The 14,699-nt window shown below is 69.0% G+C and carries 12 protein-coding genes; 7 read left to right on the plus strand and 5 right to left on the minus strand.

The genetic code is table 11. From position 1 onward, the window contains the following. Complete coding sequence (locus A5705_RS19675) at positions 1–570, plus strand: TetR/AcrR family transcriptional regulator (RefSeq protein WP_156763167.1); 570 nt, start codon at positions 1–3, stop codon at positions 568–570. A 21-nt stretch (positions 571–591) separates the two neighbouring features. Here the strand turns inward: A5705_RS19675 and pgi are convergent, their stop codons facing one another. Together pgi and A5705_RS19685 are read right to left on the minus strand one after the other, a co-directional pair. Continuing rightward, a complete protein-coding gene (gene pgi / locus A5705_RS19680) occupies positions 592–2,256 on the minus strand; it encodes a glucose-6-phosphate isomerase (RefSeq protein WP_068279424.1) in 1,665 nt (554 codons plus the stop codon). A gap of 273 nt (positions 2,257–2,529) precedes the next feature. Then, positions 2,530–2,838: a chorismate mutase gene (locus A5705_RS19685; RefSeq protein ID WP_082956571.1), complete on the minus strand. Its 309-nt coding sequence runs from the start codon at positions 2,836–2,838 to the stop codon at positions 2,530–2,532. Positions 2,839–3,135: 297 nt separating this feature from the next. Here A5705_RS19685 and pcrA point away from each other — a divergent pair, with 297 nt between their 5' ends. Beyond that, positions 3,136–5,469, plus strand: coding sequence for a DNA helicase PcrA (pcrA, locus tag A5705_RS19690; protein WP_068279427.1), 2,334 nt, complete (start codon positions 3,136–3,138; stop codon positions 5,467–5,469). An 83-nt stretch (positions 5,470–5,552) separates the two neighbouring features. Here pcrA and A5705_RS28225 read toward each other — a convergent pair whose 3' ends face one another. After that, the gene (locus tag A5705_RS28225; RefSeq protein WP_068279430.1) at positions 5,553–6,128 is read right to left on the minus strand and encodes a hypothetical protein; all 576 of its coding nucleotides are present in this window, start codon (positions 6,126–6,128) and stop codon (positions 5,553–5,555) included. A gap of 1 nt (position 6,129) precedes the next feature. Then, on the minus strand, positions 6,130–7,182 hold the full coding sequence (locus A5705_RS19700) for a M23 family metallopeptidase (RefSeq protein ID WP_231964288.1): 1,053 nt from the start codon (positions 7,180–7,182) through the stop codon (positions 6,130–6,132). Positions 7,183–7,517: 335 nt separating this feature from the next. On the opposite strand from A5705_RS19700, the gene sucC reads away from it, so the two are divergent. The 3 genes from sucC (at position 7,518) to A5705_RS19715 (ending at position 11,193) form a co-directional block, all read left to right on the plus strand. Continuing rightward, entirely contained in the window at positions 7,518–8,681 is a 1,164-nt protein-coding gene (gene sucC / locus A5705_RS19705) for an ADP-forming succinate--CoA ligase subunit beta (RefSeq protein WP_067877765.1), read from the plus strand. Positions 8,682–8,696: 15 nt separating this feature from the next. After that, positions 8,697–9,599, plus strand: coding sequence for a succinate--CoA ligase subunit alpha (sucD, locus tag A5705_RS19710; RefSeq protein WP_067877762.1), 903 nt, complete (start codon positions 8,697–8,699; stop codon positions 9,597–9,599). A 67-nt stretch (positions 9,600–9,666) separates the two neighbouring features. After that, the gene (locus A5705_RS19715) at positions 9,667–11,193 is read left to right on the plus strand and encodes an acetyl-CoA acetyltransferase (RefSeq protein ID WP_068279433.1); all 1,527 of its coding nucleotides are present in this window, start codon (positions 9,667–9,669) and stop codon (positions 11,191–11,193) included. Between the two features lie 63 nt (positions 11,194–11,256). On the opposite strand, the gene A5705_RS19720 is transcribed toward A5705_RS19715, so the two are convergent. Next, entirely contained in the window at positions 11,257–12,105 is an 849-nt protein-coding gene (locus A5705_RS19720) for an LLM class F420-dependent oxidoreductase (protein ID WP_067877756.1), read from the minus strand. A gap of 213 nt (positions 12,106–12,318) precedes the next feature. Here A5705_RS19720 and A5705_RS19725 point away from each other — a divergent pair, with 213 nt between their 5' ends. Together A5705_RS19725 and A5705_RS19730 are read left to right on the plus strand one after the other, a co-directional pair. After that, positions 12,319–13,269: a DUF5336 domain-containing protein gene (locus A5705_RS19725; protein ID WP_067877752.1), complete on the plus strand. Its 951-nt coding sequence runs from the start codon at positions 12,319–12,321 to the stop codon at positions 13,267–13,269. Positions 13,270–13,308: 39 nt separating this feature from the next. Next, complete coding sequence (locus A5705_RS19730; RefSeq protein WP_082956573.1) at positions 13,309–14,652, plus strand: DUF6350 family protein; 1,344 nt, start codon at positions 13,309–13,311, stop codon at positions 14,650–14,652. The last annotated feature ends 47 nt before the right edge of the window (positions 14,653–14,699 follow it).

A 14,699-nucleotide genomic window follows, 5' to 3' on the forward strand; every position in this document is an offset into this window, starting at 1 on the left:
ATGACCGCCGAGGGGCGGCGCGAGCAGATCCTCGACGTCACACACGCGATCGTCGATGCGGAGGGCTTTCACGCGGCGACGCCGAACCGCATCGCACAGCAGGCCGGCATCAATCGGTCGTTGATCTATCAGAAGTTCGGCGACCTGGCGGGGCTGTTCGTCGAGCTGATCGACCGCGAGGCGGCGCGGGCGGGAGCCCAGTTCGCCGAAGCGATTTCGGGGCTGGATGCCGCCGCGGACGCTCTTGTGCTCGCGTTCGACGGGGTGCTGGCCGCCGTCGATGCCCGCCCGGCCACCTGGCGGCTGTTCCTGTTCCCGCCGCAGGGCGCTCCGCCGGAGTTGTATGCGCGCCTGGCTCAATCTCAGGCCGTCGTGCTCGACTTCTTCGTCCGTGAACTGCTGCGCCTCAATCCCCGCCTGCACGATCCCGAATACACCGCGCGGGTCTTGCATGCCGCCGGTCGCGAACTGCTGCAGCTGCACCTCAGCGATCCGCAGACCGCGACCGTGGAACGGCTGCGTACATTCGTGCGACGGTTCGGTTCCGAGCTGGTCGTCGCGACCCGATGAGTGCGCCGGGTCCGCGAAATGTCAGCCGGCGCGGCCCCTTTCGGCCCGGTAGCGACGCACCAGCGCGTCGGTCGAGCTGTCCGACTGCGGCGCGGGCGAGGCGTCGCCGGTGATCACCGGAAGCAGCGCCTTGGCCTGCGTCTTGCCCAGCTCCACGCCCCACTGGTCGAAGGAGTCGATGCCCCAGATCACGCCCTCGGTGAAGACCTGGTGCTCGTAGAGGGCGATCAGCTGGCCGAGCACCGACGGCGTGAGCCGGTCGGCCAGGATCGAGGTGGACGGCCGGTTGCCGGGCATCACCTTGTGCGGCACCACGTCGGCCGGCGTGCCCTCCGCGGCGATCTCCTCGGCGGTCTTGCCGAACGCCAGCACCTGGGTCTGGGCGAAGAAGTTGCTCATCAACAGGTCGTGCATGCTGCCGGTGCCGTCGGCGGTGGCGAGGTCGTCGACGGGTTGGCTGAAGCCGATGAAATCGGCCGGCACCAGCCGGGTGCCCTGGTGCAGCAATTGGTAGAAGGCGTGCTGGCCGTTGGTTCCCGGTTCGCCCCAGAAGATTTCGCCGGTGTCGGTGGTGACGGGTGTGCCGTCGGCCCGGGTGGACTTGCCGTTGGATTCCATCGTGAGCTGCTGCAGGTATGCCGCGAAGCGCGACAGGTCGTTGGAGTAGGGCAGCACGGCGCGCGACTGCGCGCCCATGAAGTTGGAGTACCACAGCCCGATCAGGCCGAGCAGGACGGGCGCGTTGGACTCCAGTGGGGCCGTCTTGAAATGCCGGTCGACGATGTGGAATCCGGACAGAAAGTCGGCGAAGGCCTCCTTGCCGATGGCGGCCATCACCGACAGGCCGATCGCGGAATCAACCGAATAACGGCCGCCGACCCAGTCCCAGAACCCGAACATGTTGTCGGTGTTGATGCCGAAGTCGTCGACCAGCCGTTTGTTGGTGGACACCGCGACGAAGTGCTTGGCCACCGCGGCGTCGCCGAGCGCGTCGGTCAGCCAGCGGCGCGCGGCGGTCGCGTTGGTCAGCGTCTCCAGCGTGGAGAAGGTCTTCGACGCGACGATGAAAAGCGTTGTGGCCGGGTCCAAGTCGGCCAGCTTTGCGGTCAGGTCGGTGGGGTCGACGTTGGAGACGAACCGCGCCGAAATCCCCGCGTCGGCGTAGTGGCGCAGTGCCTGGTACACCATCACCGGCCCGAGATCCGACCCACCGATGCCGATGTTGACGACCGTGCTGATTCTTTTCCCGGTGGCCCCGGTCCATTCACCGCTGCGTAACCGGTCGGTGAAGTCGCCCATCCTGTCCAGCACCTCGTGCACGTCCGCGACGACGTTCTGGCCGTCGACCACGAGCTCGGCGTCGCGGGGCAGCCGCAGCGCGGTGTGCAACACGGCGCGGTCCTCGGAGGTGTTGATGTGCGCCCCGGAGAACATCTGGTCGCGGCGCTCTTCGAGGTTAGCCGTGCGGGCCAAGTCGATCAGCAGCCGCAGCGTCTCTCGGGTGACGCGGTGTTTGCTGTAGTCGATGTAGAGGTCGCCGACGGTGACGGTCAGCTCGCGGCCGCGATCGGGGTCGTCGTCGAAGAACTGGCGCAGATGGGTCTGGCCGATTTGTTCGTGATGACTGCGCAGGGCGTCCCACGCCGGGGTGGCGGTGATGTCGGGGATGGTGTGCACGGATGTCATGAGTTCGACCCTAGTGACGGTCGCAAGCGCGGCGTAGCCGGGCGCTGCGGGCCGTCACGATCTGGCCTAGTGACGGTCGCAAGCGCGGCGTAGCCGGGCGCTGCGGGCCGTCACGATCTGGCCTAGTGACGGTCGCAAGCGCGGCGTAGCCGGGCGCTGCGGGCCGTCACCATCGACCTAGTGACGGTCGCAAGCGCGGCGTAGCCGGGCGCTGCGGGCGTCACCGTCGGGCCAGCGGTCCGACAGCGCCGCGCCAGGCCAGCGCGGGCGCCGTCAGTGGCCGAGGCGGCCGCGGCCCAGCCGCAGCAGCAGCATCGCCAGATCCTTACCCTCGGGACCGAGCTCGCTGTAGCGTTCGATGACCTTCATTTCGCGGCTGTGCACCAGCCGGGTGCCGCCGGACGCCATGCGCACCTTGCCGATCGCCTGGGACACCTCGGCGCGCCGCTTCACCGCGGCGAGGATCTCGGCGTCCAACCGGTCGATCTCCTGGCGCAACTGTTCGATGTCGGTGGTCTCTGCCGTCTCTGTGTTCATCTCAACCAACTCCGCGTTCTCTTGATGTGGGGGTTCTGGTCTCATCCGTTATCGAGCCTCACAAAAGAGACGAGCCCCGAATCCGGAAGCGGACCACGGGGCTCTGCGAAAGCAGCTAGACCACGGGCACCGCTGGCCGGTACCCATAGAAAAATCGGCGCTGCGACACGCGGGCAGGGAGCCGAAGCTGCACGTTGAGCACCAACTGAGTGTGCCACTAACGACTGCGGCGGCGCAAAAATATCGACCGGATCGGCCCCACGGGGCTGCGTCCCGGTCTCCGGCGCGCCGGACGGCCTGGCCAGCGAGGTAGTCGGTCGGCGGCGGTAGATTTGGACCGACATGAGCGTGCACGTGACCAGCAATACCGAAGCCAACTCCGCCACCGAAGCCGACGAGCTGCTCGATGGGCTCAACCCCCAGCAGCGCCAAGCGGTGGTGCACGAGGGCTCGCCGCTGCTGATCGTCGCGGGGGCGGGTTCGGGTAAGACGGCGGTCCTGACGCGGCGGATCGCCTACCTGATCGCGGCGCGCGGGGTCGGGGTCGGTCAGATCCTGGCCATCACCTTCACCAACAAGGCCGCCGCGGAGATGCGCGAACGCGTGGTGCGGCTGGTGGGTAACCGCGCCCGCGCGATGTGGGTGTCCACGTTCCACTCGACGTGTGTGCGCATCCTGCGCAACCAGGCGTCGCTGATCGAGGGGCTCAACTCCAACTTCTCGATCTACGACGCCGACGATTCGCGGCGGCTCCTGCAGATGATCGGGCGCGACATGGGGCTGGACATCAAGCGCTACTCGCCGCGCCTGCTGGCCAACGCCATCTCCAACCTGAAGAACGAGCTGATCGACCCCGACGAGGCCCTGGCCAGCCTGTCCGACGGGTCCGACGAGTTGAGCCGCACGGTGGCGTCGGTCTACGGCGAATACCAGCGGAGGCTGCGGGCGGCCAACGCGCTGGACTTCGACGACCTGATCGGGGAGACCGTTGCAGTGCTGCAGACGTTCCCGCAGATCGCGCAGTACTACCGGCGGCGATTCCGGCACGTGCTGGTCGACGAGTACCAGGACACCAACCACGCCCAGTACGTATTGGTGCGGGAGTTGGTGGGCACCGAGACCGAGGACGACGTACCGCCGGCGGAACTGTGCGTGGTCGGCGACGCCGATCAGTCAATCTATGCGTTCCGCGGCGCCACCATCCGCAACATCGAGGACTTCGAGCGCGACTATCCCGACGCGAGAACCATTCTGCTGGAACAGAATTACCGCTCGACGCAGAACATCCTGTCGGCCGCCAACTCGGTGATCGCCCGGAACACCGGACGCCGGGAGAAACGGCTGTGGACCGACGCCGGCGCCGGTGAGCTGATCGTCGGCTACGTCGCCGACAACGAGCACGACGAGGCCAGGTTCGTGGCCGAGGAGATCGACGCGCTCGCCGAGCGCGGCGAGATCACCTACAACGACGTGGCCGTGTTCTACCGCACCAACAACTCGTCGCGGTCGTTGGAAGAGGTGTTCATCCGCGCCGGCATCCCATACAAAGTCGTTGGGGGAGTTCGCTTCTACGAGCGCAAGGAGATCCGCGACATCGTCGCCTACCTGCGGGTGCTGGACAATCCCGGTGACGCGGTCAGCATGCGGCGCATCCTCAACACGCCGCGTCGGGGCATCGGGGATCGCGCCGAGGCATGTGTGGCGGTGTACGCCGAGAACACCGGCGCCAGCTTCGCCGACGCGCTGGTGGCCGCCGCCGAGGGCAAGGTGCCGATGCTGAACACCCGCGCGGAGAAGGCGATCGCGGGGTTCGTCGAGCTGCTGGACGACCTGCGGGGTCACCTCGACGACGACCTCGGCGACCTGGTCGAGTTGGTGCTCGAACGCACCGGATACCGCGCCGAGCTGGAGTCCTCCACCGATCCGCAGGAGCTGGCCCGGCTCGACAACCTGAACGAATTGGTCAGCGTCGCACACGAATTCAGCACCGATCAGGCGAACGCCGCCGCGCTGGACGAGTCGCTGGACGCCCCCGAGGACGAGGACGTGCCGGACACCGGCGCGCTGGCGGCCTTTTTGGAGCGGGTGTCCCTGGTCGCGGACGCCGACGAGATCCCCGAGCAGGGCGCCGGTCTGGTCACGCTGATGACGCTGCACACGGCGAAGGGGTTGGAGTTTCCGGTGGTGTTCGTCACCGGCTGGGAGGACGGGATGTTCCCCCACATGCGGTCCCTGGACGACCCGACGGAGCTGTCCGAAGAGCGGCGGCTGGCCTACGTCGGCATCACGCGGGCCCGCCAGCGGCTGTATGTGAGCCGGGCCATCGTGCGGTCGTCCTGGGGGCAGCCGATGCTGAACCCCGAATCGCGCTTCCTGCGCGAGATCCCGCAGGAGCTCATCGACTGGCGCCGCAGCGCGCCCACCCCGTCGTTCAGCGCCCCGGTCAGCGGCGCCGGGCGGTTCGGCGCGCCGCGTCCGTCGCCGACCCGCTCCGGGGCGAGCAAACGGCCGCTGCTGGTGCTGCAACCCGGCGACCGGGTGACCCACGACAAATACGGCCTCGGTCGGGTCGAGGAGGTGTCAGGCGTCGGCGAATCGGCCATGTCGCTCATCGACTTCGGCAGCGCGGGACGGGTGAAGCTGATGCACAACCACGCCCCGGTCAGCAAGCTCTGACGCACCGAACGTGACGTCAGGGCGAGATTTTCGCCGATTCCCCGCCACCACAACACGTTCGGCGGACAACGGCGCGGAGAAAGTCAGTACCCCTGCAGCCAGCGTCTGGTTTGGGGATGAAACGTCAGCGCCACGCTGGCCACCGGCAGCAGCCACAGGAAGTAGACGATCCACGCCACCCGCGCGCCCGCGATGAACACGCCGCCGTAGGTCAGCACCGCGACCACCGCGCCGGCCGCGATCAGGTAACGCCCGAGCGGCCGGCGCCGCAGCAGCAGAATGACCCCGGAAACCGTGGTGATCGCGAACACCAGCGCGAGGAAGGCGACCGCGATGCAGAACAGGCGGTCGGTCCGCCACCACCCCCCGATCAGGTCGGTGGCCACCACCGACGTCGCCCATCCGCTGACGATGGTGACGGCGGCGGCGGCGACGGCGGTCCGGCCGCTCGGCTCGTGGCCCGGAAAACCTCGTCGTACCGCTGAAGGGGCACCCTGATCCGAGGCGGAAGCCCGCGGAATCTGGGTGGTCGGGGACTCCGGCACCACGGGCATCGGCCCGGTCGGTGCCCGCCGGATGATCCGCGTCTGTGATTCGGAGGGCGGTGCGCCGGCCTCGGGTGTCGGCGCTGGTGCAGCGGGGTCGTTCGGCGCGGTCACCTCAGCCAGCGTAGCCGCCGACGTTAAGACCCCGCTTTGCAAGCCATGGGACTGGGTCAATCCTTTCGGTGCCGCCCAGCAGCACCTCAAAGTGCAGGTGGGGCCCGGTGGAATTGCCGCGGTTGCCCATGGTGGCGATCTGGTCACCGGCCATCACGCGCTGGCCGACGCTGACCAGCGTCGTGTTGACGTGGCCGTAGAGCGTGACCGTGCCGTCGGCGTGGCGCAGCTTGACCAGCGCGCCATAGCCGGCGGCCGGGCCGGCGTCGATGACGACGCCGTCGGACACCGCGTAGATCGGCGTGCCGATCGAGTTGGCGAGGTCGATGCCGGCGTGCAGCACGCCCCAGCGGTAGCCGAAGTTGGAGGTGAAGATCCCCTTCGTCGGCATGACGTAAAGCGGCTGCTGTAGCCGAGCCTCGCGCTGGGCGCGGTCGTTGGCGAAGGCCACGCCTTTGGCGAGTTCCTCATTGTGGACCGCGGCATTCGCCGCGGGCTGGACCGCGACCACCTGGGCGCCGCGGATCGTGTTGCCGCCCGCCCCGCCGGAAAGCGCAGACGCGTTGGCGGTCAGCACGGCCTCCGTCTTGGGTGTGTCGGCGTGGCTGGTCGCGGTGTGGGCCGCGGCGGCCGCGGCACCCGCGGCCATCGCCGAGATGAGCAGACGCCCACGGGCGGCGCTGGTCGGCTGCTTACGGTGCTGCCCACCGCGGCGTATCGCCGGGATGACGTCGGTGATGTCGGCGTGGTTGGGCCGGTGCGGCTCGGTGGTGGACGACTCGAACCGTGCCGGTACCGGCACGGCGGCGGGGGCCGCCAGCAGCAGCGGACTCGGATCGCTCGCGTCGTGCAGGTCGTCGAGCTCGGGAGCGAGCAGGACGCGGGCCCCGTTGTCGAAGGCGGAGTCGTTGCTGAAGTCCAGGCCCTCGAGGTCGCCGGACTCGTCGGCGAAATCCAGGTCGTCGAAGTCGAATCCGTCGAGCGGGAGTATCTCGGTGACTTCGTTGCGGTGAGCCTCGGTCCACCGGCCGCCTGCTGCGCGACCTACCCTCACCACGCCTGTTGTTTCGGCAGAAGGACGAGTCAAACGGTGCTGGGACAAGCTGAAATGTCCTCGTATCGTGACCATAACGTTATCTGGACCCTAGGAAGGTATCCGCTAACCGACGGGGCTTGCAACCTCGGGCCGAGAACCCGGCGGATATTGTGATTCGCATCACTTCGGCGAAGTATCGATATGCCGTGAGCTGCGCCACAACGGCGGACGCGACGCTAGCACGCGTTCGGCGGGTGGATACAGTGCCACCGTGCGAGTCGCCGATTCCGGCTGTCCCCGTTGAGGGACCCACGTACAGGCCTAGCAGCAAGTCGAGCGAAGACAGTGAGCCCATGGACCTTTTCGAGTATCAAGCAAAAGAATTGTTCGCCAAGCACAACGTACCGAGCACGCCCGGGCGGGTGACCGACACCGCCGAGGGTGCTCGGGCCATCGCCGACGAGATCGGCCGCCCGGTGATGGTCAAAGCCCAGGTCAAGGTCGGGGGCCGGGGCAAGGCCGGCGGCGTCAAATTCGCCGCGACGCCCGAGGACGCCTACGAGCACGCCAAGAACATCCTCGGCCTGGACATCAAGGGCCACATCGTGAAGAAGCTGCTGGTCGCCGAGGCCAGCGACATCGCCGAGGAGTACTACATATCCTTCCTGCTCGACCGCGCCAACCGCACCTACCTGGCGATGTGCTCGGTCGAGGGCGGCATGGAGATCGAGGAGGTCGCCGCCACCAAGCCCGAGCGGCTCGCCAAGGTGCCGGTGAGCGCCGTCAAGGGGGTGGACGTCGCGACCGCCCGTTCCATCGCCGAGCAGGGCCACCTGCCGGCCGAGGTGCTCGACGCCGCCGCGGTCACCATCTCCAAGCTGTGGGAGCTGTTCGTCGCCGAGGACGCGACGCTGGTGGAGGTCAACCCACTGGTGCGCACCCCGGACGACCGGATCCTGGCACTGGACGGCAAGGTCACGCTCGACGCCAACGCCGACTTCCGCCACCCCGATCACACGGAGTTCGAGGACCGCGAGGCCACCGACCCGCTGGAGCTCAAGGCCAAGGAACACCACCTCAACTACGTCAAGCTGGACGGCCAGGTCGGCATCATCGGCAACGGCGCGGGCCTGGTGATGTCGACCCTCGACGTCGTCGCCTACGCCGGGGAGAAGCACGGGGGAGTCAAGCCGGCCAACTTCCTGGACATCGGCGGCGGCGCCTCGGCCGAGGTGATGGCCGCCGGGCTGGACGTGGTCCTGGGCGACCAGCAGGTCAAGAGCGTCTTCGTCAACGTCTTCGGCGGCATCACCTCCTGCGACGCGGTGGCCACGGGCATCGTCAAGGCGCTGGAAATCCTTGGCGGCGAGGCGAATAAGCCGCTGGTGGTGCGCCTGGACGGCAACAACGTCGAGGAGGGCCGTCGCATCCTGACCGAGGCCAACCATCCGCTGGTGACGCTGGTGCCCACGATGGACGAGGCCGCTGACAAGGCCGCCGAGTTGGCGAGCGCCTAGAAAGGACTTGGAACCATGTCGATCTTCCTGAACAAGGACAACAAGGTCATCGTCCAGGGCATCACCGGCAGCGAGGCCACCGTCCACACCGCGCGAATGCTCAAGGCGGGCACCCAGATTGTCGGCGGCGTGAACGCGCGCAAGGCGGGCACCACCGTCACGCACGAGGACAAGGGCGGCCGGATCGTCAAGCTGCCGGTGTTCGGCGGTGTCGCCGAGGCGATGAAAGAGACCGGCGCCGACGTGTCGATCATCTTCGTGCCGCCGAAGTTCGCCAAGGACGCCATCATCGAGGCCGTCGACGCCGAGATCCCGCTGCTGGTGGTCATCACCGAGGGAATCCCGGTGCAGGACACCGCCTTTGCGTGGGCCTACAACCTGGAGAAGGGCGCCAAGACCCGCATCATCGGCCCGAACTGCCCCGGCATCATCACCCCGGGCGAGGCGCTGGTGGGCATCACCCCCGCCAACATCACCGGTTCGGGACCCGTCGGGCTGGTGTCCAAGTCGGGCACGCTGACCTACCAGATGATGTACGAGCTGCGTGATTTCGGGTTCTCGACGTCCATCGGCATCGGCGGCGACCCGGTGATCGGGACCACCCACATCGACGCCATCGAGGCCTTCGAGAAGGACCCCGACACCAAGGTCATCGTGATGATCGGCGAGATCGGCGGCGACGCCGAGGAGCGCGCCGCCGACTACATCAAGGCGCACGTCTCCAAGCCGGTCGTCGGCTACGTCGCGGGATTCACCGCGCCCGAGGGCAAGACGATGGGCCACGCGGGCGCGATCGTGTCCGGCTCGTCGGGCACCGCCGCCGCCAAGAAGGAGGCCCTGGAGGCGGCCGGCGTCAAGGTGGGCAAGACCCCGTCGGAGACGGCGGCGCTGGCGCGGGAGATTCTCAAGGCGCTGTAGCGGCCGCCGGCCTTCGACCGGGACCCGGTGGCGGGGCCGCAGTTCCGCTGCGGTAGATAGTTGAGCTATGAATCTTGATCCGCGCACGCCCGTCGTCGTCGGCGTCGGGCAGGCCGCCGAGCGCATCGACGACCCCGGTTACCGGGCGATGTCGCCCGTGGAGTTGGCCGCCGCCGCCGCATCGGCGGCCCTGGCCGACTGCGGAGCCGACGCCGGGTCGGTGGCCGCGGCTGTCGACACCGTGGCCGGCGTGAGGCAGTTCGAGATCTCCGGGCCGGTCGCTTCAGCCGTGCTCGGGCGGTCGAACAACTATCCGCGCTCGGTGGCCAAGCGGGTCGGGGCCGAGCCGGCGCGCGCGATCCTCGAGATCGTGGGCGGCCAGGGGCCGCAGCATCTGATCAGCGAGCTGGCAGCGGAGATCGCCGCCGGCGGGTCGCGGGTGGCCCTGATCTTCGGGTCGGACGCGACCTCGACGCTCCGGCGCTTCGCGAAGGCGGACGACAAGCCGGACTTCACCGAGACCGTCGACGGTGACCTGGAGGACCGCGGCACCGGCATCGAGAAACTCATCTCGCGCTACACCGTCATCCACGGCCTGACCAGCGCGCCGATCCAATACGGGCTGCTGGAGAACGCCCGGCGGGCCGGCACCGGGCTGGGGCCCGCCGAGTATCGACGCCGGATGGGCGAGCTGTTCGCGCCCTTCACCAAGATCGCCGCCAGCAACCCGTTCGCCGCCGCGCCGGTCGAGCGCACCGTCGAGGAACTGATCACCGTGACCGAGGCCAACCGGATGATCGCGGAGCCCTACCCGCGGCTGATGGTCGCGCGCGACCAGGTCAACCAGGGCGCGGCCGCGCTACTGATGTCGGTCGAGGCCGCGCGGCGCCTCGGGGTGCCCGAAGAGAACTGGGTGTACCTGCACGGGCACGCCGACCTCGAAGAGCAGCCGCTGCTTGAGCGCCCGGATCTCGGGCACGCGCCGTCGGCCGTCATGGCGGTGCGCGAGGCGCTGGGCATGGCCGGCATCGGCGTCGACGACGTCGCCACCTTCGACCTCTACAGCTGCTTTCCCGTCCCCGTGTTCAACATCTGCGACGGCATGGGGATCGCGCCCGACGACCCGCGCGGGCTCACGCTGACCGGGGGGCTACCGTTCTTCGGCGGCGCCGGCAACAACTACTCCATGCACGCGGTCGCCGAGACGATCGTTCAAATGCGAAGCATGCCAGGTCAATTCGGGCTTGTGGGCGCCAACGGCGGCATCCTGAGCAAGTACTCCGTCGGGGTGTACTCCACGACCCCGGTGGAATGGACGCCGGATCGCAACGCGCGGCTGCAGTCGCAGGTCGCGGGCCTGCCCACCCAGGCGGTGGTCGAAGCCGCCGACGGGTGCGGCAGCGTCGAGACCTATACGGTGCGGCGCGACGACGGTCGCCCGACCGGCATCGTCATCGGCCGGCTCGACGACGGCAGTCGGTTCCTGTCGACCACCGAAGACGACGAACTGATCGCGCTGCTGATCGAGGGCGATCCCCTCGGGCACGCGGTCCGGGTGCGCTCCTTCGACTACGGCAATCGCTGCTCTCTCTAGGCCGAACAGACGCAAAAGCTCCCGCCGCAGGGCGTGTCGAGGGGCGTTTGTGTCTGCTCGCGCTCAGACGGCGGCGGCCAGCTTGCCGGCCAGCCGCTCAACGTAGGCGGCGACCTCGTCGTCGGGGCGGTCGGGCAGGCCGAACAGCACTTCTGTCACGCCGAGTTCGGCCCAGCGCGCCAGCTTCTCGGGGATCGGCTTGAAGTCCAGCGCGACGATCTGCGGGGCCCCGTCGCGGCCGGCGGCCGCCCAGGTGTCCTGCAGCAACTTGACCGGCTCGTCGATGTCGAAGTCGCGCGGGGTGGTGATCCAGCCGTCGGCGCTGCGGGCGATCCACTTGAAGTTCTTCTCGTTGCCGGCGGCGCCGACCAGCACCGGGATGTGTGACTGCACCGGCTTCGGCCAGGCCCAGCTGGGCCCGAACTTGACGAACTCGCCGTCGTAGGCGGCTTCCTCTTCGGTCCACAGCGCGCGCATCGCCTCGATGTACTCGCGCAACATTGTGCGTCGCCGCCCCGCCGGCACCCCGTGGTCGGCGAGCTCGTCGGTGTTCCATCCGAAGCCGACGCCCAGGCTCACCCGGCCCCCGGACAGGTGGTCAAGCGTGGCAATGCTTTTCGCCAACGTGATCGGGTCGTGCTCGACGGGCAGCGCCACCGCGGTCGAGAGGCGCACCCGCGAGGTGACCGCGCATGCGGCGCCCAGGCTCACCCACGGGTCCAGCGTGCGCATGTAGCGGTCGTCCGGCAACGACGCGTCGCCGGTGGTGGGGTGGGCCGCCTCGCGCTTGACCGGGATGTGGGTGTGCTCTGGCACGTAGAACGTCTGGAAGCCGTGGTCGTCGGCGAGCTTCGCCGCCGCCGCCGGGGTGATGCCGCGATCGCTGGTGAAAAGCACAAGGCCGTAATCCATGCACAGAATTAGAACGTGTTCTACCTGCGCTCGGCAAGCGGCGCCGCTGGGCCGACCGGCCGGTGGCTCCGGCACGGCGACCCGAAGGTGCGCTAGCGTGGTTGATCGATCGCGCCGCAACGCAACATGGGGAAGGTGTTCGTCGAAGTGGTGCGCCTGGAAGCACAGCGTCGCACTGCAATGTGGCGCCGCCCACGAGCCACAGGAGGAGTCATGACCTACTCGCCCGGTAGCCCCGGATATCAACCCGCGCAACCCGGCGGCTCCTACGCAGGCGCCACACCGTCGTTCGCCAAGACCGACGACGGCGAGAGCAAGCTTCCGCTGGCCTTGAACGTCGCCGTGGTGATCCTCGGCCTCGCGGTCTATCTGCTGAATTTCGGGCCGACGTTCGTCATCAGCGCCGACCTCGGTCCCGGCGGTGGACGCGCCGGTGACGCCGGCACCGCGGTCATCGTCGCGCTGCTGGCCGCCCTGCTGGCCGCGGTCAGCCTGCTGCCCAAGGCCAAAAGCTATGTGGCAATCGTCGCCGTGGTCGCGGTGCTGGGCGCGCTGCTGGCCATCACCGAAACCGTCAACACACCCGCCGGATTCGGCATCGGCTGGGCGATGTGGCCGTTGGTGGGCTGCAGCATTTTCCAGGCCCTCGCCGCCATCGGCGCGTTGCTGCTCGACTCGGGCGTGATCACCGCCCCCACCCCGCGGCCCAAGTACGACCCGTACGCGCAGTACGGCCAGTATGGGCAATACGGCCAGTACGGGCAGTACGGGCAGCAGCCCTCGTACTACGGTCAGCCGAGTGCCCAGCCGCACGCGGGACATCAGTCCCACAACCCGCAGGAGACGCCGCAGCCGTCGTCGTACGGCTCTCAGTACGGCGGTTACCCGTCCAGCCAGAGCCAGGCTCCGACGCAGGCCGCGATCCCGACGTCCACCGGTGGATTCGGCGCTCAGCCGCAGCCGGGCGCACACCAGAACGGGCCGTCGACGCCGCCCACCGGCTTTCCCAGTTTCAGCCCGCCGCCCTCCTCGGCCGCCAGTGGCGCGGAGTCGCAGGCCGGTTCGGGTTCGGCCGACCAGTCCGTCAACACCGGGGGCCAGTCGTCCCACGGCCAGGAGCAGCAGCAGTCGCCGTCGTCACCGTCTGGGCCGGCGCCCGCCTAACCGTGCGCTCTCGCGCGTAGTCGGGCACGTGCGCCAAGAGTGAACAGGGTGTCAGAACGCGAGGACAGCGCTGGCGCTCGCCAGGCGCGCGACCTCGTCCGGGTGGCATTCGGCCCGTCCGTGGTGGCATTGGGCGTCATCGCCGCGGTCACCTTGCTGCAGTTGCTGATCGCCAACAGCGACATGACCGGCGCGTTGGGGGCCATCGCCAGCATGTGGCTGGCGGTGCACCAGGTGCCCATCTCGATCGGTGGCCGCGAACTGGGCGTGCTGCCGCTGCTGCCGGTCCTGTTGATGGTCTGGGGCACCGCGCGTAGCAGCGCGCGGGCCACCTCGCCGCGGTCGTCGTGGCTGGTGGTCCGCTGGGTGGTCGCATCGGCGCTGGGCGGCCCCCTGCTGATGGCGGCGATCGCGCTGGCGGTCATCCACGACGCGTCGTCGGTGATCACCGAGCTGCAGACGCCCAGCGCGCTGCGCGCGTTCGCGAGCGTCCTGGTGGTGCACGCCCTCGGCGCCGGGATCGGTGTGTGGTCGCGGGTGGGCAGGCGGGCGCTGGCGGCGTCGGCGCTGCCCGATTGGCTCGGTGATTCGCTGCGCGCCGCGGTGGCCGGTGTGCTGGCGCTGGTCGGGCTCTCCGGGCTGGTGACCGCGGGGTCTCTTGTCGTGCACTGGGCGACGATGCAGGAGCTCTACGGCATCACCGATTCGATCTTCGGCCAGTTCAGCCTCACCGTGCTGTCCGTGTTGTACGCGCCCAACGTCATCGTCGGCACGTCGGCGGTGGCCGTCGGATCCAGCGCCCACCTCGGGTTCGCGACGTTCAGTCCGTTCACCGTTTTCGGCGGCGACATCCCCGCACTGCCGATCCTGGCCGCGCTGCCCACGCCGCCGCTGGGACCGGTGTGGGTCGCGCTGCTCATCGTCGGCGCCTCGTCTGGTGTCGCGGTGGGGCAGCAATGCGCCCGGCGCGCGCTGCCGCTGCTGCCGGCGACGGCCAAACTGCTGGTCGCCGCCGCGGTCGGCGCGCTGGCGATGTCGCTGCTCGCCTACGGCGGGAGCGGCCGGCTCGGCAACTTCGGTGACGTCGGCGTCGACCAGGGGACCTTGCTGGGCGGTGTGTTCTTCTGGTTCGCGGTCGTCGGCGGGATCACGGTCGTGATGGCCGGCGGGATTCGCCCGGTGCGACTCCGAAGACCCAGGCGGCCCAAGGCCGAGGCCGACGAACCGGCGGACTTCGCGGGGCTTTTCGAAGAGCCGGCCGAAGAATCCGCCGACGAGGCCGCCGCGGGCGACGAAGAGGCCGCCGCGGGCGACGAAGAGGCCGGCGCCGGGGAAGCGGGCGACGAGGACACCCCGCCGCCCGAGTCGCCGAGCCTGCGCTGAGCGCGCCGACACGCCGGACGGTAACGCGCTGGCCGCAGTCTCGGCGC

The organism is Mycobacterium sp. E787, from assembly GCF_001668725.1.
Classification (GTDB): Bacteria; Actinomycetota; Actinomycetes; order Mycobacteriales; family Mycobacteriaceae; genus Mycobacterium.